The organism is Bacillus sp. XT-4 (assembly GCF_050864245.1).
In the GTDB taxonomy this organism is placed as follows: domain Bacteria; phylum Bacillota; class Bacilli; order Bacillales; family Bacillaceae; genus Bacillus; species Bacillus altitudinis.
Genome location: NZ_JBPAFI010000003.1, coordinates 246,386 through 267,928, shown reverse-complemented (window position 1 = coordinate 267,928; position 21,543 = coordinate 246,386). Strand labels below are relative to the sequence as shown.

The window sequence follows — 21,543 nt, the reverse complement described above, 5'->3', positions numbered from 1 at the left end:
CACGAAATCATTTTTCTTTTTATTTTGCGCAATCGCATCAATAGTATGTATGATGAATGAAAAAAGATGGGGGTACATATGGTGAAAACTTTCAACCGCATGGCAACAGAAGATGACCTCAAAGAGATCGTCGATATCTACAATTCAACGATTGCTTCAAGAGAAGTAACGGCCGATACAGAACCTGTTACAGTAGAAGACCGCCGTCAGTGGTTTTTGAATCATTCAGAGAAACGTCCTCTCTATGTGAAAACAGATGAGGAAGGAAATATCTACGGCTGGCTCAGTTTTGAAACGTTTTACGGGAGACCTGCATACAACGGTACTGTTGAAATGAGTATTTACTTGAACCAAAACTATCGAGGAAAAGGTTTAGGGTCACTGTTCTTACAAGAGGCGCTCGAATTGGCACCCTCATTAGGCATCCGAACGTTACTTGCCTTTATTTTCGGCCACAACGAAGCCAGCATCAAATTATTTAAGAAGCACGGATTTGAGACTTGGGGACATTTGCCACGCATCGCAGAAATGGACGGCAATCGGTACGACTTAGATATTTTAGGAAAAGAATTATAAACGGAGCGTCTCTTGAAGAAAGAGACGCTTTAGATTGTTGACAAAGGGCTAAAATGAACTTGATTTTAGCCCTTTGTTTTCTTTTCAGCGTGATAGAAAACCTTTGCAGCCCGAGGAAGGACGAGTACTGGCGCGGAGCGAATTTCACATTCGTGAGCACCAGCACGCAGGACTGACAAAGAATGCGAGGGTTTGTCTACACGCTGGAGCGTCTCTTGAAGAAAGAGACGCTTTTTTTATGAAGCATGCACCAACTGCTCAAATTGCTTCGCATTTTGAAGCGATTTTCTTTTCAGAATGATACCATGTTCATCAATCAGAAGCGCTTGTGGAACAACTGTTACCCCATATAACTCCATAATTTGTGATGAGCGCATATAAACAGCTTGCTCCGGCAGCAATTGAAGAAGCGAGGCATCATCGGCTTGTTCATCTCCATTAATAACAATCACATGAGCATCATCATGTGAAGTTTGAGGCTGCACATCAGACAAAATACTTTTACAAGTCATACAAGTAGAATTCACAAATAACAGCATCACAGCTCGCCCATTTTGCAAATACTCCTTCAAGATCACCTTTTCACCTACATGCGAATAACTGCGAAATAACGGAGCCGGGTCACCAATATCCGCTTCCTTCAATTCAATTCCATCAAGGGACTTTATTTTATTCATAAATCTCCCGATAAAACGGGCAAGCAAAAACACGACAGCCAGCTGGGCAATGACAATTAATAACACAATGATTAATAAAATATCTGTCATTTCATTTTATCTCCTTCTATAATTGATCCATCTGCAATCTGGAATGAGTCGATCCACTTTCGCTTCAATAGTACAATTTCTTGGCTGACCGCTATGATCAAACAGACAGCCGCTGCAATGAGAAAACAAATCATTTTCAACCGCAATGAAATCATTTCAACACTAGGATGTACATAAAATAACCCAGCCACAAGAGTAAGCATCAGCAGATTACGAATCACAATCCCCCAATGCAGGCGATCGTTTTCCAGTAATCCTCCACAACCGCACGAAATATCACGATGCCCCCTCATTAAATTGAACGTAACCGCTCCAGTATAAATACATAACAGGGCTGTAAGGCCAATTGCAGGCAGGACAGACATGTTCCATATAAACAAATGAACCGTACAAACCAATTCAATTAACAAAAATAAATAAAACATAGGTGCCGCAAAAGAAGGCGGCAACAACCGATAAGCATTGATCTGCTGGACATGTGCCTTCTGTTTCCTTGCTTTATCGAGCCATGCACCCGCAAAAATGATTCCTAGTAAATAGACTCCTATGAAATAAAAGACACTCACCTTACACCATCTCCTTTTGTTGAAATAGTTGAGATTGTGCCTCGTATAGCCTTCTGTATTCTCCGTGTAATGCCATCAGTTCATCATGGTTGCCCTCTTCAATGAAAGCACCATCTTTCATGACGATGATACGGTCTGCTAAGCGGGCCGCTCCCATACGATGTGTAATAAACAAAACACCTTGATCCTGCGTATGATCGAACAACTTTCGAATGAGTGAGATCTCCGACAATGGATCGAGAGCAGAGGTCGGTTCATCTAAAATAATAAAATCACTTTCTCTAAAGAAGGTTCTCGCCATCGCAAGCTTTTGCCATTGTCCGCCAGACAATTCATGTCCCTCTTCAAAAAAGCGACCTAGCTGCGCATCATATGTGTCTTCCATTTCATTAATTCTTTTCTCTATACCTGCTTGACGGGCGGCTGAAATCAACCGCTCTTCCTCTTCTATATCATCAATACGGCCAAACCCTATGTTTTCTCTCACAGTGAACTCGTACTTCATAAAATCTTGAAAAAGAACAGCCATTCTCGCATGATAGGTCTTTTTATGGATGGTGGAAATATCCTCTCCATTGACTTTGTGCATATTCTGTTGATCTGGATCGTATAAGCCGGTTAAACATTTGATTAAAGTGGTTTTACCGGACCCATTATCTCCTACTAATGCAATTCGTTCACCTTTATTCATATGAAAATGAATATGCTCAATCGCTGGTTTTTTCATATTCGGATAAGTAAAAGAGAGATTGTCTAATGTAATGGACTGGATATGCTCAATTCCCTGAAGCGACGCTGCCTCTTCCGTCTGTTCATGCATTTCCTCTTCTCTCTTTAGAAAAGCTCTCATTTCATCAACATATAGGCTCGTTTCATATAAACTAGAACATTCCCTCGTTAAATCTTGAAACCCACTTTGAATGTTTTGTACAGCTTGTAGCACTGCAACAAACGTACCCGCAGCTAATTTTTTTTGAAAAATAAGAAAGACAATCAATAAACCACAGCACACATAGGCCAATGTCATGAGCAACCCGCCTGCCATCTCCCAGCGCACTTGGCGTTTCAGCAAATTATATTTTTCATCTGCACTTTTAATGTAGTGACCTCTCCACTTTTGAAGAAGATAATTCCCTATTCCATATAAACGAACTTCCTTTAAAGAATCTCGCTGTGCGACGAGATCAGACACATACATTTCTCTTCGATCATTAGCCGTTAACAAACGATTTAATCGATAACGTGCGCCTCCAAAGAAAAGTTCAATCCATAATACAGGCAAGGTAAACAAGAACAATATGACCGCTAAGCCCCAATGAATACCGATCATATAGATAAGAAGTGATACAACAGTAATCAACGCGCTCATCATTGTAAAAATACTTCTCACCATACTGAGAACATGCTGATGACTGTTCATCACACGTTGACTTTCATTGTAAAAGGACGGGTGCTCAAACGTAATAAACGGTAGTCTTATCGCTTTTTGAAGCAATTCACCTTTCAAATGCAGACCAATCAGATTTGTCGCTTTCTGTTGACTAAGCTGAAGAATGAATTGAAGCCCATATCCTAAAATCACAATGACCATTTGCAGTCCAAATAACCACAAAACCTTTTGAATGTCACCTGAAGACGTCATAAATAAAATAATTTCATTAATCAAAGTTTGAATAATCCAGACACTAGCCAAAGGCATAAAACCAACGATCATTTGAATGAACAAAGTTAAAAGAAGATAAGAACGACTTTTTTTCCAAGTATAGGAGATTGCATATAAACAATGGTTCACTGTACTCATGAGATGCTCCACCTTACACCATTTAGTATAATTGACATATTTTTGATATTTATAATATGATAGCTTTGCTTAACTTCACTTTGAGAGGACGATATACGATGAATTCAATTTTTCTTTTACAGCTCGCTCTTATGATTTGCAGTCTTCTATTAACGGCTGGAATTATCATCTATTTAAAACAACAGATGCAGCTTATCATCTTACCTATAGAACACGTGGGGCAGAAACTTGCGCATCCACTTCTCGAACAGCCATCACCCATTCACATGAATGATCTGCTGCAAACAAATCGTACACAACAATTACTGATCTTCACTGACACAGCATGTCCGCACTGCATTCCATCACTCGAACAATTCCTAGAAACAAAAAAGCAGCGTAAACTAAACGTTTCATTGAGTATTTTGTTGAAAAACGGGCAAAAAAAGGACCAAGAATTATATCGTGATAACGAAACAAACTTGCGAATTATTCCGGTAGACGAACAATTGATAAACGCATTCCAAATTCAGGAGTTTCCGTTCTACATTATGGTAGAAGACAATGATACCATCTCATATGCAGCACCTTTTCCAGACGGTCTTTATTCAAGACTAGCTGCAAACTAAAGATAAATGAGGCATGTGAAGAGCATCAAACACATGCCTCATTTTTTATTATTGTGAATTCGGCTGAACATCCTTCCCTTTTTCCTCTGCAGCGATTTCATTAGCTTCGCTTGAAGCGGATGTTTGTTCCTCAGCTTGTTCAAACTCACTGCGAGCTTCATTTGAAATGTCAACTTGATCACCGTGCTGATTCACAGTAACGGAAGAAGACCCCTCTTTTTGAACCTCTTTCTCTAGTTCCTTTAATTTAGAAACATGAAGCTCTAAATCTTTTCCTTGCTGAACTAAAGTCAGTTGTTGAAATAACGCCTTTCTCTCTTCTGGAGAATGGTCGCCTTGAACAATTTGCGCTGCTTGGGTCAAAAAAGAATTTGATGTATGGCCAGCTTGACGCTTATTTGACGTCTGCATAGCATTTGTTACTAATGAAATTGGAGTTATGCTCATGCGTTCACACCCTAATAAATAAGATACTTAAATTTAGCAGCCACATTTAACGCGTTCTTGGCTAGTACAAATCTCACCTGTGTCACGATCCACATAGTAACGGAAAGTTCCAACGCCTTGAAGGAAACAAGTTGGTGCTGATTGGCAAGAAGTTACCAATCTTTGCAAAATACATCTAGCAGCTGCAGGTTGAACATTGGTCATTTTGTTTAAAATTCGATCTAACATATGAATTCCACCTTCCAATTTTTATGGTAATACAATACAATAATAACCAATTGATAGACAACTAACAACATATTTTGATAAATTTTCTAATTACTTCAAACTACTTTTCTTATTTACGACAAAATTTTTCGATTATAATTGTAGTAATTGTTACTTTTTTCGTATTCGAAAATAATTTATTTATCCATAAAAAGTAAATAAAAGATAGAAATAAGGTCAATTCACTCTTCCTAAAGTACTACTTGCTCAAGTATGATATAGAGTGAATACATAAAGGAGTGAACACAATTGCAACAAACTGAGAAAATCATTCAATCTCTTCATTCAATAACAAAGTGGGGAAAGGTTGGGAGCATCTTTCTCTATATTTCAGGTGGTCTATCCATCCTCAGTGGGTTTTGGCTTGTTCTTCCTGCTGCCATTGGCGTTTTTCTGATTATGATGGGAATTCATGTCCAAAAATCCGTGAAAGCAGCTGAACAATTGATTCAAGCGCCTGATACTTCTTACGAAGAATTATTGGAACAATATGCTAAGATGATGAAAATGCAGACACTGTTTGCCATTTCAAGTATTGCCGCAGTTATTCTCTCATTCATCGCTATCGTTTTGATGTTTATACTAGGCGGGCTAGCCTTTCTCCAAGAGCTTCCTACCGATGTCCAACAGTACGAAGATTATTACGAAGAAGAACTTGGTGACTTTTATTAATAGAAAGGGGTATCAATAAAATGCGATACCCCTTTTTTATTTGAGTTGGCATAGCCTTGATACTAAACTTGACAATCAGCCTTTATCATTTTAAAATACAAATCGTAATCATTACGGAATAAAGGAGGATTATAGCACTTATGCGCGTGAAAATCACCTTAGCCTGTACAGAAACAGGTGACAGAAACTATATCACTACAAAAAATAAACGAACGAACCCAGACAGATTGGAGTTAAAAAAATATTCTCCACGATTAAAGAAATACACCCTTCATCGGGAAACAAAATAATTTTCGGGATTCAAATCGTAACAATTACTATTTAAGCGAGGCGGCATACAAAATGATTATGTTCAAAAGGACTAAACCAAATGGATAAGAGAATACCTGTCACAGTTCTAAGCGGCTTTTTAGGAGCTGGAAAAACCACGATATTAAATCATGTTCTACAGAATCGTAAAGGGCTAAAAGTAGCTGTTATTGTCAATGACATGAGCGAAATAAATATTGATGCAGAATTAGTTAAGCAAGGCGGAGAACTCTCTCGATCAGATGAGAAACTGGTTGAACTATCTAATGGTTGTATTTGTTGCACATTGAGAGAAGATTTATTAATTGAAGTAGAACGCCTTTGTAAGGCTGGGAATATCGATTATATTGTCATTGAATCTACAGGTATTAGTGAACCAATTCCTGTCGCTCAAACTTTCTCTTACATTGATGAAGAAATGGGCATAGATTTGACACGTTTTTGCAGATTAGACACGATGGTAACGGTGGTAGATGCAAACCGTTTCTGGACAGATTTCCAGTCAGGAGAAAGTTTATTGGATCGTAAAGAAGCAGTTTCAGATGATGATGAACGAGAGATTTCCGATTTACTTATTGATCAAATTGAATTTTGTGATGTGCTCATTATCAATAAATGTGATCTTGTATCAGCATCAGAACTAGATCGGCTTGAGCACGTGTTAACCAAACTTCAACCAGAAGCAGCCATTATTAGAACCTCTAAAGGTAACGTACAGCCTAGTGATATTTTGAATACTGGTTTATTCAATTTTGAAAAATCTAGTGCTTCTGCGGGCTGGATCAAAGAAATTAATGCTGGACACTCTCAGCATACGCCTGAAACAGAAGAATACCAAATCTCATCTTTTGTTTATGAAAGAAGGCTTCCTTTTCATACTGGCAGACTGAATGCATGGTTAGATCAAATGCCAGAGCAGATTGTTCGAGCGAAAGGATTTATATGGCTAGCGACACATCATGATTTAACCATTTTAATTTCACAAGCCGGAAAATCTGTTGCAATTGAACCAATCGCATACTGGATTGCTGCCTTACCTGAGCAAGAACGATCACGGATCTTAAATCAGGAACCAGAAATTCTAGATGAGTGGGATGCAGAGTTTGGTGATCGACATACAAAACTTGTCTTTATCGGTGTAGATTTACCTAAAGCAGATATTATTCGTACACTAGATCAATGCTTACTCACACCTGAAGAATTTGATCAAGATTGGACAACGTTTGAAGACCCCTTTCAATGGAACATACACACTTAAACCAGGAGGGTTTTAAATGGCAAAGAAATCAAAAATAGCAAAAGAAAAAAAGCGGCAGCAGCTCGTTTTGAAATATGCACAATTAAGGAAAGAGCTAAAAGAAAAAGGTGACTATGAAGCTTTGCAGAAACTACCTAGAGACTCTTCACCCACTCGCTTAAAAAACCGCTGTGAATTAACTGGCCGTCCTAGAGGTTACTTGAGAAAATTTAAAATGTCTCGAATTGCTTTTCGTGAGCTTGCCTATAAAGGACAGATTCCAGGAGTGAAAAAATCGAGTTGGTAAATATTGATTTGATCTTAGCATAGTTCCTGTCAATGTAAAGTAGGACAAAATGAATAAAAATCTTTTTTTCATCCTTACTCCGTCAATTTTGAGGTACAAAATAGCATTTTAAAAAAACAGCAGAATCTCTGCTGTTTTTTTATGGGGATGAGCTTATAGGAAAAATTGTCCTGATGTTAAAAGAAGATTTTCAACAGTGATTATAGCATTTTCTCTTCTTTTCAAAAATCGATGATCATGATACTTTGTTGTCATTACCCGCCGATGTAGGACATCTCAACTTTTTTCTGATCTTTCTTTTGCTCTCTCTCAGCTGAATATTGATCCTGTCTGTTTGACCAAAGTTCCTTCAATATGTTCACTAGATATTCATCATTTTCTGAATTACGGATAAATCGTCTCAGATCAAAGCCCGATGATGCAAAAAGACAGGTGAATAATTCGCCACGTGCAGATAGTCTAGCTCTATTACACGATCCACAAAAAGCATCTGAAACGGAAGAAATAATGCCAATCTCTCCTGACCCATCCTCATAAAAATAACGCTTGGCTACTTCCCCTTGATATCGAGGAGGTTCTGGTTTGATAGGGTATTTTGAATGAATTAGCTCCATAATCTCTTTTTTCGTCAATACATGCTTGAGATTCCATTTGTTCGTATTGCCAACATCCATGAATTCAATAAATCGTAGAATGTGTCCTTCTTTTTTAAAATAGGCTGCCATTGGTAAGATATCTTGATCATTCACACCTTTTTGGACAACCATATTGATCTTAATAGCAAGTCCAGCTTTTTTTGCAGCCTCTATCCCATCAAATACTTTTTGGATAGAAATGTGTCTTCCATTCATCTGCTTAAAACGATCTGGATTTAAAGAATCTAAACTAATGGTGACTCTATTCAGACCTGCTTTCTTTAGCTTATCTGCGTACAACGGTAACAGCGTTCCATTGGTTGTCATCGCGATGTCTTCAATACCTGGAATTTTTGCGAGTTTTTCTATCAAAACGGGCAAATCTTTACGCATTAAAGGTTCACCACCCGTAATACGTAATTTCACCACACCTAATTCCTTTGCAAAAAGCGCAGCAAGTCGTTCAATTTCCTCAAAGCTAAGCAGCTCTTCTTTATCTAAAAAAGGATAATCTGGTCCAAAGATTTCAGCAGGCATACAGTACGTACATCTAAAATTACAGCGATCTGTTACGGATATTCTTAAATCGCGCAATGGTCGATGTCTTTTATCCAAAATACTGACCATACTTAGCCTCCTATTCTGTAATACGCTGATAATGAGTATAGATATTAAAAGATTCTCCTCTTACGAATCCAACTGTTGTTATATTTAATTCTTCTGCCATTTTAAGTGCTAACTCAGTAGGAGCTGATTTTGATATGACGATTGATACTCCTAATTTTGCTGCCTTCAACAGAACTTCAGACGATATCCGGCCGCTAAATACAAGGATTTTATCTCTCAGTGGGATTTTATGAAGTAAACAATATCCATAGATTTTATCCAACGCATTATGCCGTCCGATATCCGTCCTAGTGATGAATAGCTTTTCTGTATCACACAGTCCAGCATTATGGACACCACCAGTATGTTGAAATAACTGACTTTCCTCCTGTAAACATTTCATTAAATGAATACAAGTTTCAGCAGAAATACTGATTCGGTCAATGGCTGTTTTTGCCGTCTTCACATCTTGGAGAAAATAAAAATGTCTTCCTTTCCCACAGCAAGATCCGATCACTCGTTTTGTAAAATCTGAGGATTGGAACTGAGTTGAGTGATGTAAGTCAACATATGCAAAACCCATACTTTCATCTATTGTAAACCTTTTAATCTCTTTTTCAAATCGAATGACTCCTTCTGAAGCTAAAAAACCGATCACCAATTCTTTCAAATGATCCGGTGAACAAACGAGTGTGACAAACTCTTCACTATTCACCAGCACGGTTAAAGGGAATTCTTCTACAACTTCATCTGTTTTACATGTCATTTGACCTCTGCGATATTGGTGTATGCGTCGTTTCGTTTTAACAGAAGGATTCATGATCTGATCTTCCTTTCAACACAAATTTAGTTATATGAACCAGACGAATTGTGATATTATTTTAAAAAGTCATAAAAATGTAACATATTTCTATCTTATCAAACTTTTTGTTTGCTTTATATGGAGGGAACACAATGAACAAAACAAAAAACCGTTGGCTTATCGCTACAAGTGCTGTGGGGATTCATTTATCTATCGGATCTGTTTATGCATGGAGTGTTTTTACGAATCCTTTACATCAAACCTTTCAATGGTCATTAACAGAAATAAGCCTGACATTTAGCATCGCTATTTTATTTTTAGGTTTATCAGCTGCCTTTATGGGGCATTTCGTTGAAAAGTATGGGCCGAGGGCATCAGGGCTCTTCTCAGCTATTTTCTTCGGCATTGGGATGACTGGATCAGGGTTTGCTGTTCACATGTCTTCATTACCTCTCCTCTATTTATTTTATGGTGTACTCGCTGGAATCGGATTAGGTGTAGGCTATATTGCACCAGTTTCAACATTAGTCAAATGGTTTCCAGATCGAAGAGGACTCGCAACGGGTTTAGCCATTATGGGTTTTGGATTTGCTTCTCTGATTTGCAGTCCCATTATTCAATTTCTCATTGAAAAAGTTGATATTGCAAATACCTTCTATATTCTCGGAATCTCTTATTTTATCATCATGGTCGTTTCATCTCTTTATTTATCACCACCAACACCTGATGATGTCAAACAATTTAACGTGCTAAAAACAAGCCAAAGGAAAATTCCTCAAGATTTATCACAGCTCACAGCAAATGAAGCCATTAAAACACGGCGTTTTTATTATTTGTGGGTCATGCTCTTTATTAATATCACATGCGGAATTGCCATTATTTCTGTAGCATCACCGCTTGCTCAAGAAAGTGTTGGTTTCACGGCCGGTGCAGCAGCTACTCTTGTTGGAATTTTAGGTGCCTTTAATGGGCTAGGACGGATCGGATGGGCGTCTTTCTCTGATTATATTGGAAGGCCAAATACGTATACGATTTTCTTTACTATACAGCTCATTGCTTTTCCCTTACTTCCCTACTTAAAAGATCCGCTCATCTTTTCAATCGTGATGGCGATCATTTATACGTGCTACGGAGGAGGGTTTGCTTCAATTCCAGCCTATATAGGAGATTTATTTGGTACGAAGCAGCTAGGTGCCATACACGGTTATATTCTCACCGCTTGGGCCGCTGCTGGTTTAGCAGGACCTTTATTTTCCTCCTTTATTCGTGACATTACAGGCAATTACACACAAAGTCTCATGGTCTTCTCTGGCCTATTTTTCATTGCGTTTATCATATCTCTTCTCATTCGGAAGGATATTAAACAACTTCGTGAATCAAATCTTACTGCTCCTTCTTCTGTCACGGTCCGCTCTTAATATGAATTTGACAGAATGACAATCTACAGGTAATTTTTAGATATGAAAACGCTTTACAAAGTAATAGGAGGGTGACGATATCATGGGAAAAACAAAACACAAGGGGCCTATTAAACTCAACAAAAAACCCTCACCAAAGCTATGGGCCTCTTTTGCTCCTATGGGGCTTGGAAAAGTAAAACCGAAACACATTCGAGACACAATGAAAGTGGCATGGGAGAACAAAGATAACCTCCCCTATGCGTACCGTATATTGACTCAGGGCGTTTGTGACGGCTGTGCTCTTGGTGTATCAGGTTTATACGATCAAACACTAGCAGGACCCCATATATGCACAACAAGACTGAATGTGCTACGGCTTAACACAATGCCAGCTATTGATCCAAAATGGTTCGAAGATATTGAGCGGCTCAAACAAATGGATAGCACGTCTCTTCGAAAACTTGGGCGTATTCCTTATCCTCTGATTCGAAAAAAAGGTGAGAATGCCTTTACACGCATTTCTTGGGATGGTGCATTAGATCAAATCGCCGCTAAAATCAAATCGATTGATAAACGTCAGCTTGCTTTCTATTTAACAGCTAGAGGGATTACGAATGAAGTGTACTATACTGCGGCGAAAGCTGCGCGATATATTGGAACAAATCATATCGATAATGCTTCTCGTATTTGCCATTCACCAAGCAAAACCGCTCTTAAACGCTCCCTTGGTATAGGTGCATCCAGCTGTAATTACAGTGATTGGATTGGAACAGATGTATTGATTTTTTGGGGCTCTGTTGCAGCAAACAACCAGCCGGTTTCCACTAAATATATGTACGCCGCTAAAAAGAAAGGAACCAAGATCATTGTCATCAATCCATATAAAGAGCCTGCAATGGAAAAATATTGGGTCCCTTCTATCCCAGAAAGTGCTTTATTCGGCACAAAAATAGCGGATGATTTTTATCAAGTCAATATAGGCGGCGATATTGCGTTTATGAATGGTGTCATCAAACATTGGTTTGAAATGGAAGAGCAAGCGCCTCATTCCGCTCTTGACCATGAATTTATCCAAGCGCATACAACCGGCATAAAAGATGTAAAGCAGCATGTCGCTCAGTTAAAATGGGCGGATCTCGAAGCATCGTCAGGCTTATCTAAAGAAAGAATGAAGGAATTCGCTGTACTGCTTGCCAATGCCAATTCAGGCGTGTTTATTTGGAGTATGGGTCTCACTCAGCATCGTTTTGCAACTGATAATATATCACAAGTCGCAAACCTTGCCATGTTACGCGGATTTATTGGCAGAAAACATTGTGGCGTTATGCCTATTCGTGGCCATAGCGGTGTCCAAGGTTCAGGCGAAATGGGTGCCGATCCATTCGTATTGCCCGGCAGTGATTTTGATGAAGAGAATATTAAAAGAATCGAGAAGATATGGGGATTTGATATTCCAAAATGGCATGGTGACACGATTGGGCAATCATTTGAAAAAATGGCTCTTCCAAAAGAACACCCGCAAAAGCTGAAGATGCTGTTTACTAGCGGTGGAAACTTTTTAGAAACAATGCCAAATCCTGAAGCGATTGAAAAAGCACTATCCGAGCTTGAACTCCGTGTCCATCAAGATATTATTTTGAACACCTCTACACTGGTAGAAGCAGAAGAGACTGTGATTGTTCTGCCTGCAATGACAAGATATGAACAGCCAGGCGGCGGTACATCAACCAGTACGGAACGCATGGTGTATTTCAGTCCGGAAATTGAAGGGCCACGCATTGAAGAAGCCAGAGCTGAATGGGACATTTATATTGACCTAGCAAAAAGGGTTCGTCCAGAAGATGCGAAGCTGATTCATTTTGACCATGCTGAAGACATTCGTCGTGAGATTGCCATCGCAAATCGGAACTATGATGGGATCCAGCATTTGCGTCATAAAGGGGATGTCTTTCAATGGGGTGGCGCATGGCTTTGCGAAGATGGGGTGTGTCCAACACCGGATGGAAAAGGACACCTGCTCCCAGCACAGCTGCCCCAATATCGAAAAACTGAGGGGCATTTCAATATCACGACAAGACGAGGCAAGCAATTCAACTCTATGATTTACAGTGAAAAGGATGCCTTTAATGGTGGAAAGCGGCATTCTATCTTGATGAATGAAGAAGATGCGAAAGAGCTTTACGTCCAAGAAGGCGATCCTGTTGTCCTTTTCAATCAATATGGATCCTACCAAGGAGTTGCTCAATTCGGAGAGCTGAAACGTGGAAATATTGCAGTTTATTGGCCTGAAGGAAACGTGTTAATACCAAAAGGAGTTTACGAAAGCTATTCCCAGATTCCAGAATACAATACCACCGCGATATTAGAAAAAGCCGAAACCTTTCATGCAAGAAAAGATCAGCACTACGTGGAGAAACGGATTGATGAATTAGAAACGACTTTAAATTGATCCTTTATGAAAAAACAGCTGGGGGTTTCTCCCCAGCTGTCTATTCACATCTTATTGACCAAAAGCGTTCGCTTCTTTTTGAAGAATATGATTTAATTCTTCTGCATTTGCTGCTGGTTGATATTGTCCACCACCAGCTTTGGCAACAGATTTTAGACTTTTTGCTTCTTTTTCATTTACATCGAAGCCAATGATATTGACGATTGTGTCAATACCTTCTTCATGTAATTGCTTCGCTGCTTGTGATGGGCTTCCGCCACATGTTTCCTCACCATCGCTGACAACATATACAATATTTTTTCCTTCAGCTTGGTGATCTTCAAAATCTTGTTTCGTATCAGTTAATGCTTTGGCAAGTGGTGTCCAGCCTGTTGGACCATACACATTTAGCGCTTGTTGAAAGGCTGCTTGCTCATATGTTCCAAATCCATAAACTGCTTCGGAACTTGCACAAGAAACGGCTTTTCCTGCATTTTTATTCGTTCCTTCATGACCAAAAACACGAAGCAAGACTTGTGTATCTTCTGATAAAATACTTGCGAAACTTTGGATCGAGCGTTTTGCGATATCGATTTTCTTTTCGCCTTCAACCGATTGTGCCATGCTTCCGCTTAAATCAAGTAAAATCACCACATGAGCAGGCTCCTTTTTCGTTACAGCATGAGCTGGTGAAGAAAGAAGCAGAACAAGACTCGCTAAAATGGTTAATATAATATTTCTTTTCATTAAAAAATCTCCCTTTTTTTCATTTGTACAGAAAAAGAGAAACGAAAGCATCAATCAATCGTTTCCCTTTTCTTCAGCAAGTTATTCGTGTAGTTTTAATGATTCTGCTGTAAGGATAGAACCCATTTCTTTCCCTGTGCTTGCTTGGTAGTAATGACCTTTACCAGCTTTAGCTACTTGCATCAATTGACCTTCATAGCCATCGTTAAAGTCTAATCCAATCACATTGACTACAGTAGATCCCTTTGAGTTATGAAGCTCTTTCGCTACTTTCACTGGATCTCCACCACAAGTTTCTTCACCATCAGTAATTAAGTACACAATGTGTTTTGTTCCTTTATGAAGCTGCTTATCTGCTTGCTTTGCACTTTCAAGAGCACGTGCAATCGGTGTCCAGCCATTTGGTCCAAGACCGTTTAGAGAGTTTTCGAAACTATCCTTTTCATAAGGCTGAACGCCATAAACGCCTCTAATGACTTCACATGATTGAGCTTTACCTGAGTTTTTGTTGTTTCCTTCAGACCCAAACAAACTCATACGGATTTTAGCATCTTTCGGAAGAGACTGAGCAAATTTAAATACCTCTTGTTTTGCTAAATCGAATTTGCGCTCTCCATCCACTTTTCTTGCCATACTTCCACTTGCATCAAGTAAGATGGTCACTCTTACATCTTTCTTATGTTTTTTGGCTGATGCTGCTTCTGCAAATACTGGTGAAGAGATTGACATTGATAATGTCAATACAGCTAAGGTTACGAGTGTAAATACTTTTTTCAACATGCTTTTCCTTCCTCCTTATGTATTTGATTGAAACATCTTAATCGTAAAATATTCTGTCTTGGAATGGTATAGGACTCGATCCCTTTTTCTCTTTCATCAAAATCACTAAAATTCTGTCAGATGTCTAGATATTTTCACCTAAAGACTCTTTTGTCACCCTCGTTTTCTCATTCTTTCGAGGGGCTTTGTATCGGCCATCGGTTCTTGTCGGGATGTAAATGTTTAAGATTTCCTGAGGTGCGTCTTAAGTCGCAATTTGTCACATTCTGTTCAAACCTCTTCACACATAAAAAAAGATGCCCCCATTTTGAGGCATCTTTGCTTTTATTTCTTAGCCATATATGTGTTCAGAAAGCGATCAGCTGATTCAATTTTTATCCCTTGATAATAATGTTTCACGATCGCCTCTACTTTTTTACCTGACTGTGCCATATAATGTGCACCATACTGACTCATGCCCACACCATGGCCATACCCTTTTGTCGTAATTACGATTTGCTGACCCTTTCGTTCCCATGTAAAGTCCGCAGAGTGCAATCCTAGTGATTCGCGAATGTCTCTACCCGACAATGTTTTTCCGTTAATGACGGCTTTGGCTACTTGATTGCCTGGTGTACGTTCTACAATTTCTCCCACCTGCTGTTGGCCAAGGGTCACACCCAGTTTTTGCTGAAATTCGCTCACTGTGATGGTTTTCTTGTTTTGGAATTTGGGTGATTTTTCGTCCCATTTGCTTGAGACGCTTTTCAAATAAGGGATTTCATTTTTCCAATAAGCTTCTGCATTTTCGGTTTTCCCATTACTTGTTGAAAAGAAGGAAGCATCAATTGGTTTTTCGTCATACGTCAGTACTTTCCCTTGTGTACTGGCGACAGCTTCTGTGACCTTTTTTAATTTCCAATTGTACGCTTTTCCCCAAATTTTCTTCAGTTCCTGTTTATTTTTGTACACTTGGAACATTTGAGTGTCATCTACAAGAGAACCTTGTGGAGATTTGACGGTTTTATCAATGATCATTTGTCTGACGATATACGTTCTAGCGGCGAGTGCCTGTGCCTTGAGCGCCTCAATTTCAAAATCGGCTGGCATTTCAGAAGCGACGACACCGATCACATACTCTTCTAAGGGGATGTTTTCTACCTGCTGATGCGCTGAACGGTAGACGGGAATGGAGACGGGTGATTGTTTCAATTTGACTGAACCTTTCACTTCTTTTTTAACTGATGGTTCTGCTGCTACGTGTTGGCTGGCCGCTGATTTTCCTTGGAACGTCGGCAACACGAGTAAGGTTGGAATCATTAAAATGATGATGCAAATTCCTGCGATTGTCCATATCATTGGTTTCATTTGGCTGCCCCCATTTGTCATTGAATCTCTTTTATCCTATGGGCAAGGACAAGCTAATATGACAGCTTCTTTCATTCATTGGACAAGTCTTTTGATGATATGTTTGTGCTCTTCATCATTTGATTGACTGTTCGTCTTTATGAATAAAATTTAAAATGATTGGATACACTAATGATAAGCTTTTGAAAATGCAACCAGTCTATGATTCTAAAAAAAATCAGCATGCCCAAATGGACACACTGATTTCTTTTATCATTACGCGTTCAGATCTGATACAACTTGTTCTTGTGTCACATCTGCTGATTCATCATTTACTCTTTCAATATCTGCACCGATTGCTGCTAGTTTTTGGTGGAAGTTCACATATCCACGATCAATATGCTTCAATTCAGTGACACGTGTATGACCTTCTGCCACTAATCCAGCAAGTACAAGTGCTGCTCCTGCTCTTAAATCAGTCGCTGCCACTTCAGCACCTTGAAGTTGAACAGGTCCATTGATAATCACAGAGCGACCCTCAATTTTAATATCGCCATTCATGCGGCGGAATTCTTCAGCATGCATAAAACGATTTTCAAACACAGTTTCTGTGATCATGCTTGTTCCGTTCGCACGAAGCAATAGCGCCATCATCTGAGATTGCATATCCGTTGGGAACCCAGGATGCGGCATTGTTTTTAGATCGATTGGCTTGAGCTCAGATGGTCCAATGACTCTTAAACCTTCTTCTTCTTCAATGATCTGAATACCCATTTCTTCCATTTTTGCCACAAGTGAAGTCATGTGCTCAGGCACAGCGCCTTTTACAAGAACATTTCCTTCAGTAATGGCTGCTGCCACCATAAACGTACCAGCTTCAATTCGGTCAGGGATGATGTTGTGTTTTGCACCGTGAAGTGTTTCTACACCTTCGATTTTGATTGTACCAGTTCCAGCCCCGCGAACCTTACCGCCCATGGCATTGATGTAGTTTGCCAAATCAACAATTTCAGGTTCTTTTGCTACGTTTTCTAAAATCGTCGTTCCTTCAGCCAATGCTGCTGCCATGATGATGTTTTCAGTTGCCCCTACACTTGGGAAATCCAAATAGATTTTTGCACCTTTTAAACGGCCATTTACTTCAGCCTCGATGAAACCATTACCTACTTGAATTTTAGCTCCCATTGCTTCAAAGCCTTTTAAATGCTGATCAATTGGTCTTGAACCAATCGCACAACCACCAGGTAATGCAACTCTTGCATGACCTGTTCTAGCTAAAAGTGGTCCCATGACGAGCACAGATGCTCTCATTTTACGGACGTACTCAAACGGAGCCTCAGTTTCTAGTGCATGAGATGCATCTACTGATACTTCGTTATTTTCAAAATGTACTTCTGCTCCTAAATGACGTAACACTTCATTGATTGTATATACATCGGAGAGCGTAGGTACATCACAAATTACGCTTTTTTCTGTACTTGCTAACAAAGATGCAGCGATAACTGGTAAAACGGCATTTTTTGCGCCTTCTACTTTAACTGTGCCGTTTAACTTTTGACCGCCGCGGACGATGATTTTTTCCAAGGTCTTCCCCTCCGCGTCCCAAATTCTCTATATTAATATTCAGTCGTTACGATTGGTGTGCCAACCGTAATCGTATGATTTTCGTTCATTTCCGAACTTCTGATGGCAATTTGAACATTCATTTTATCATTTGAAGTCATAATGAACTGTTCCCACTTCTCTGTGTAAGCGGAAAGCGACACAAAATTAGACTCAACGAGATACTCAACTGGTTTTGCTTGAAATTCATTTGCTATCATTTCAGCTTTTTTTTGCAAAACAACATCCATCATACCATTTACATGACCATCGAGACAAGTAAAAATCACAAATTTTTCTTGTAATATGCTTTTTGCATGACGTACGAACTGATCATATGTATGCTCCCAGGTATTCAGTGGGCGAGCACCTTTTTGCTCATATAATAAATACGACTTTTGGTTTGATTTTGTGTCGGTCTTCACGAGTAAAATTTTCGATAATGTATCATTTTTTTCATCTTTGTAAATTCCTGTGACTTTGGTGACATGTTTCTCTTTTTTTTCGGTCCACTCATACTGTCGTAGTTCGTCTTTCAAACGTTTCACTTTTTTTGAAAATTGTTCGGATGAAATGTCTATATTTGTTTTGGCATGAAGCGTCCATCCACTTACTTCGATTTGCTGGTTTTTCATACCTTCTGCTATTTGGGCGAGCGTGGATGTTTCTTCCGCCCGAACACCTTGAATCATCAGAACAAAAAAAAGAATAAATGCAAATAATGGCCAACCTTTTAAATACTTTCTCACTTGTCATTCCCCCTTGCTACAAGTGTTGCCGCAAGGAGATCAATGCATACGTGGAAAAGTCATCAAAGGCCATATTTTTGACACTTCTTTTTACGTTCCCGCAGAAGGCAGTGACCAAACCTTTTATGTTAAAACATATAAGGGATTTGTCTGGAGAAATTTAAATAATCAAGGAAGAAATTGCTGACTGCCGATGCAATAGCAATCGTGAGCAGCATCATGAGCAATCTAGCTTGAATAATTTTTCCTTTTTTAATCAGTGGATCAATATTCACCGCAAGCAATGCCCACCACGTAATGGCGATAAAAAATAGGTGGATCACAATACTGACAATTGCTTGTTGTCCTACGTCTTCCATACACTTGAATCCTCCTTTTATTGATTTCTGTAAAGGAAAACTCCCTTTCATTATATCCTCCAAAATCGGAAAGATGAATCATTTGGAAAAAAGAGCTACATTTAGAGTGAATCCCCTCTTATTCTGATGCGAAGGAGATGATATACTGCGGTGGAAGGAGCTGATCATATTTGAAAGATTCTTTTCCTGACTTTGTTGATTTGTACGGAGAACTGGTTCCCTCATTTGAACATGAATGGGAAGCCATTGCTTTCTACTTTGATTATAGACAGACACAGCTAGAAGAATTAGCACAATTGTGTCATTTTCATAACATTTCTTTGGATTACTCAGAGGAAAGCCTTTATCAGTTAGAGTCATTATACTTCGATGCCTTCCGTCAGCAGCTTTTTGCTGAGTGGAAAATGCCTATTGATGCATTGGAAGCGATGTTGAGTGTGTACATGGGAGAGGTTGTCATCAAGCATCATTCAGATGCTGACTGGGTCGTGCGGCCTTATATGGACTCTTCGCACCAATATACGCTTGGCTTACGCAGAAACAATAAAACATGGCATTGCAGTACGCAATTTTGCGAGCAGTTATATCTTGAAAAGCAAGCATCTCATCCGTATGTGTCGATGTATCAATCTCTCATGTCATCCTAAAAAAAATCCTTCTTATCACAGTGATAAGAAGGATTTTCTGTTTTATTTCCCTGCTACATTTAAACGGTTTAATGCCCGTTTTAATGCGAGTTCCGCCCTGCGTACATCACTTTCATTCGGGTGGTTCAAATGCTCTTCAGCACGCTGTTTCGCTGATTTTGCACGATCGACATCAACTTTGTCTGATGTTTCAGCAGCCTGAGCAAGAATGGTTACTTTTTCGGGGCGAACTTCAACAAATCCACCGCTTACTGCAACCAATTCAGTTGATCCACTATGTTTTAAGCGAACTGCACCGATTTTTAGCGGAGCAACCATTGGAACGTGGCCAGCTAAAATCCCAAGCTCACCGCTTTCTGCTCTTACACTGACCATTTCCACATCCGCTTCATACACTGGGCCGTCGGGAGTAACGATATTGACTTGAACGGTCTTCATGCTTTTACCCTCCTAAGGACCAGATTAGGCCTCTACACCCATCTCTTTGGCTTTTTCAACCACTTCTTCAATGCGGCCGACTAAGCGGAATGCATCTTCTGGAAGGTGATCGTATTTACCAGATAAGATTTCCTTGAAGCCTTTAACAGTTTCTTGCAATGGCACATAAGAACCTTTTTGGCCAGTGAACTGTTCTGCTACGTGGAAGTTTTGAGATAGGAAGAATTGAACACGACGAGCTCTGTGTACCACAAGCTTATCGTCCTCAGATAATTCATCCATACCTAAAATGGCAATGATATCTTGCAATTCTTTATAACGTTGCAATGTTTGCTGAACTTCACGCGCGATCGCATAATGCTCTTCGCCAACAATCTCAGGTGCAAGGGCACGAGATGTTGAAGCAAGTGGATCTACCGCTGGGTAAATCCCCATCTCTGTCAACTTACGCTCAAGGTTTGTCGTTGCATCAAGGTGAGCGAACGTTGTAGCTGGAGCTGGATCTGTATAGTCATCCGCAGGTACATAGATCGCTTGAATCGATGTAACCGATCCTACGTTTGTAGACGTGATACGCTCTTGAAGCTGACCCATTTCTGTTGCAAGAGTTGGCTGATAACCTACCGCTGAAGGCATACGTCCAAGAAGGGCTGATACTTCAGAACCTGCTTGTGTAAAACGATAGATGTTATCGATGAAGAACAATACGTCTTGACCTTGTTCATCACGGAAATGCTCTGCCATTGTCAAACCAGTTAGAGCTACACGCATACGTGCACCTGGTGGTTCGTTCATTTGGCCGAAGACCATCGCTGTTTTTTCGATAACGCCAGAATCTTTCATTTCGTAGTAAAGGTCATTTCCTTCACGTGTACGCTCTCCAACACCAGCGAATACAGAAATACCGCCGTGTTCTTGTGCGATGTTGTTGATCAATTCTTGAATCAGAACGGTTTTACCAACACCGGCTCCACCGAATAGACCGATCTTTCCACCTTTGATGTAAGGAGCAAGAAGGTCAACAACTTTGATACCTGTTTCAAGAATTTCAACTTCTGTAGAAAGTTGATCAAAAGAAGGCGCTTGTCTGTGGATTGGGTCTCTTTGCGCTTCCACACCAAGTGGCTCATCTAAGTCAATGTTATCTCCCAGTACGTTGAATACACGTCCAAGTGTTACGTTACCAACTGGTACTGAAATTGGTTTTCCAAGGTCTACAGCTTCCATACCGCGCTTCACACCGTCTGTTGATGCCATTGCGATGGTTCTCACTGTATCATCACCTAAATGTAGTGCTACTTCTAAAGTTAAGTCGATATCAACTTCACTTTCGCTTTCCGCTTTATGCGAAACTTTGATCGCATTATAAATCTCAGGCAAGTGACCGTCTTCAAAACGAACGTCTACGACTGGTCCCATGATCTGACTGATGCGTCCTGTTTTCATTGCATTCCCTCCTGACAATTA

The 21,543-nt window shown here is 39.7% G+C and carries 23 protein-coding genes; 9 read left to right on the top strand and 14 right to left on the bottom strand.

All coding sequences use genetic code 11. The features are described from left to right. The first annotated feature begins 78 nt into the window (after nt 1-78). A complete protein-coding gene (locus tag ACRRMM_RS11215; protein WP_008343345.1) occupies nt 79-576 on the top strand; it encodes a GNAT family N-acetyltransferase in 498 nt (165 codons plus the stop codon). A gap of 236 nt (nt 577-812) precedes the next feature. On the opposite strand, the gene ACRRMM_RS11210 is transcribed toward ACRRMM_RS11215, so the two are convergent. Genes ACRRMM_RS11210 through ACRRMM_RS11200 form a run of 3 tightly spaced genes read right to left on the bottom strand, consistent with a single transcriptional unit; the run spans nt 813 to nt 3,710 of the window. Beyond that, a complete protein-coding gene (locus ACRRMM_RS11210) occupies nt 813-1,343 on the bottom strand; it encodes a TlpA family protein disulfide reductase (RefSeq protein ID WP_007497592.1) in 531 nt (176 codons plus the stop codon). After that, nucleotides 1,340-1,909: a MauE/DoxX family redox-associated membrane protein gene (locus ACRRMM_RS11205; protein ID WP_039962976.1), complete on the bottom strand. Its 570-nt coding sequence runs from the start codon at nt 1,907-1,909 to the stop codon at nt 1,340-1,342. Before ACRRMM_RS11205 ends, ACRRMM_RS11210 begins: the two co-directional genes overlap by 4 nt. A 1-nt stretch (nt 1,910) precedes the next feature. After that, nucleotides 1,911-3,710 carry an ABC transporter ATP-binding protein gene (locus tag ACRRMM_RS11200; protein ID WP_428828657.1) on the bottom strand — a complete coding sequence of 600 codons (1,800 nt, stop codon included), beginning with the start codon at nt 3,708-3,710 and terminating at the stop codon, nt 1,911-1,913. A 98-nt stretch (nt 3,711-3,808) separates the two neighbouring features. On the opposite strand from ACRRMM_RS11200, the gene ACRRMM_RS11195 reads away from it, so the two are divergent. Continuing rightward, nucleotides 3,809-4,318, top strand: coding sequence for a hypothetical protein (locus tag ACRRMM_RS11195; RefSeq protein WP_017368198.1), 510 nt, complete (start codon nt 3,809-3,811; stop codon nt 4,316-4,318). Nucleotides 4,319-4,366: 48 nt separating this feature from the next. Here ACRRMM_RS11195 and ACRRMM_RS11190 read toward each other — a convergent pair whose 3' ends face one another. Then, nucleotides 4,367-4,765, bottom strand: coding sequence for a hypothetical protein (locus ACRRMM_RS11190; RefSeq protein WP_007497596.1), 399 nt, complete (start codon nt 4,763-4,765; stop codon nt 4,367-4,369). Between the two features lie 516 nt (nt 4,766-5,281). Between ACRRMM_RS11190 and ACRRMM_RS11185 the strand changes: the two genes are divergently transcribed. The 4 genes from ACRRMM_RS11185 (at nt 5,282) to rpsN (ending at nt 7,557) form a co-directional block, all read left to right on the top strand. After that, nucleotides 5,282-5,704, top strand: a complete 423-nt coding sequence (locus ACRRMM_RS11185) for a DUF5362 family protein (protein ID WP_007497598.1) — start codon at nt 5,282-5,284, stop codon at nt 5,702-5,704. Nucleotides 5,705-5,844: 140 nt separating this feature from the next. Beyond that, the gene (gene rpmG / locus ACRRMM_RS11180) at nt 5,845-5,994 is read left to right on the top strand and encodes a 50S ribosomal protein L33 (protein ID WP_003214771.1); all 150 of its coding nucleotides are present in this window, start codon (nt 5,845-5,847) and stop codon (nt 5,992-5,994) included. An 80-nt stretch (nt 5,995-6,074) separates the two neighbouring features. After that, the gene (locus ACRRMM_RS11175; RefSeq protein ID WP_052320293.1) at nt 6,075-7,271 is read left to right on the top strand and encodes a GTP-binding protein; all 1,197 of its coding nucleotides are present in this window, start codon (nt 6,075-6,077) and stop codon (nt 7,269-7,271) included. Between the two features lie 16 nt (nt 7,272-7,287). Next, nucleotides 7,288-7,557 carry a 30S ribosomal protein S14 gene (gene rpsN, locus ACRRMM_RS11170; protein ID WP_008343369.1) on the top strand — a complete coding sequence of 90 codons (270 nt, stop codon included), beginning with the start codon at nt 7,288-7,290 and terminating at the stop codon, nt 7,555-7,557. 254 nt (nt 7,558-7,811) lie between these two features. Here the strand turns inward: rpsN and moaA are convergent, their stop codons facing one another. Together moaA and fdhD are read right to left on the bottom strand one after the other, a co-directional pair. After that, a complete protein-coding gene (moaA, locus tag ACRRMM_RS11165; RefSeq protein WP_017360030.1) occupies nt 7,812-8,819 on the bottom strand; it encodes a GTP 3',8-cyclase MoaA in 1,008 nt (335 codons plus the stop codon). A gap of 10 nt (nt 8,820-8,829) precedes the next feature. After that, nucleotides 8,830-9,618 carry a formate dehydrogenase accessory sulfurtransferase FdhD gene (gene fdhD, locus ACRRMM_RS11160; protein WP_052320294.1) on the bottom strand — a complete coding sequence of 263 codons (789 nt, stop codon included), beginning with the start codon at nt 9,616-9,618 and terminating at the stop codon, nt 8,830-8,832. Nucleotides 9,619-9,752: 134 nt separating this feature from the next. On the opposite strand from fdhD, the gene ACRRMM_RS11155 reads away from it, so the two are divergent. Beyond that, on the top strand, nt 9,753-11,018 hold the full coding sequence (locus tag ACRRMM_RS11155; protein ID WP_008343374.1) for an L-lactate MFS transporter: 1,266 nt from the start codon (nt 9,753-9,755) through the stop codon (nt 11,016-11,018). Nucleotides 11,019-11,100: 82 nt separating this feature from the next. After that, nucleotides 11,101-13,449, top strand: coding sequence for an FdhF/YdeP family oxidoreductase (locus ACRRMM_RS11150; protein WP_019743252.1), 2,349 nt, complete (start codon nt 11,101-11,103; stop codon nt 13,447-13,449). 51 nt (nt 13,450-13,500) lie between these two features. Here ACRRMM_RS11150 and ACRRMM_RS11145 read toward each other — a convergent pair whose 3' ends face one another. The 6 genes from ACRRMM_RS11145 to ACRRMM_RS11120 all read right to left on the bottom strand — a co-directional run bounded on the left by ACRRMM_RS11145 (nt 13,501) and on the right by ACRRMM_RS11120 (nt 18,991). Then, nucleotides 13,501-14,175, bottom strand: coding sequence for a VWA domain-containing protein (locus ACRRMM_RS11145; RefSeq protein ID WP_048001217.1), 675 nt, complete (start codon nt 14,173-14,175; stop codon nt 13,501-13,503). Nucleotides 14,176-14,256: 81 nt separating this feature from the next. Beyond that, nucleotides 14,257-14,955 carry a VWA domain-containing protein gene (locus ACRRMM_RS11140; protein ID WP_080934067.1) on the bottom strand — a complete coding sequence of 233 codons (699 nt, stop codon included), beginning with the start codon at nt 14,953-14,955 and terminating at the stop codon, nt 14,257-14,259. A gap of 324 nt (nt 14,956-15,279) precedes the next feature. Then, nucleotides 15,280-16,302, bottom strand: coding sequence for a stage II sporulation protein D (gene spoIID / locus ACRRMM_RS11135; protein ID WP_428828658.1), 1,023 nt, complete (start codon nt 16,300-16,302; stop codon nt 15,280-15,282). Nucleotides 16,303-16,557: 255 nt separating this feature from the next. Then, nucleotides 16,558-17,865 (bottom strand): UDP-N-acetylglucosamine 1-carboxyvinyltransferase, encoded by a 1,308-nt coding sequence (gene murA / locus ACRRMM_RS11130; protein WP_007497616.1) that lies wholly within the window; start codon nt 17,863-17,865, stop codon nt 16,558-16,560. Nucleotides 17,866-17,897: 32 nt separating this feature from the next. Beyond that, nucleotides 17,898-18,632, bottom strand: a complete 735-nt coding sequence (locus tag ACRRMM_RS11125) for a YwmB family TATA-box binding protein (RefSeq protein WP_008343385.1) — start codon at nt 18,630-18,632, stop codon at nt 17,898-17,900. Nucleotides 18,633-18,760: 128 nt separating this feature from the next. Further along, entirely contained in the window at nt 18,761-18,991 is a 231-nt protein-coding gene (locus ACRRMM_RS11120) for a DUF1146 family protein (RefSeq protein WP_008343389.1), read from the bottom strand. 170 nt (nt 18,992-19,161) lie between these two features. Here ACRRMM_RS11120 and ACRRMM_RS11115 point away from each other — a divergent pair, with 170 nt between their 5' ends. Further along, nucleotides 19,162-19,638, top strand: a complete 477-nt coding sequence (locus tag ACRRMM_RS11115) for a hypothetical protein (protein ID WP_017360036.1) — start codon at nt 19,162-19,164, stop codon at nt 19,636-19,638. Between the two features lie 42 nt (nt 19,639-19,680). Here ACRRMM_RS11115 and ACRRMM_RS11110 read toward each other — a convergent pair whose 3' ends face one another. Continuing rightward, nucleotides 19,681-20,076: a F0F1 ATP synthase subunit epsilon gene (locus ACRRMM_RS11110; protein ID WP_008343393.1), complete on the bottom strand. Its 396-nt coding sequence runs from the start codon at nt 20,074-20,076 to the stop codon at nt 19,681-19,683. A gap of 24 nt (nt 20,077-20,100) precedes the next feature. Then, the gene (gene atpD / locus ACRRMM_RS11105; RefSeq protein ID WP_008343395.1) at nt 20,101-21,522 is read right to left on the bottom strand and encodes a F0F1 ATP synthase subunit beta; all 1,422 of its coding nucleotides are present in this window, start codon (nt 21,520-21,522) and stop codon (nt 20,101-20,103) included. Nucleotides 21,523-21,543: the final 21 nt, after the last annotated feature.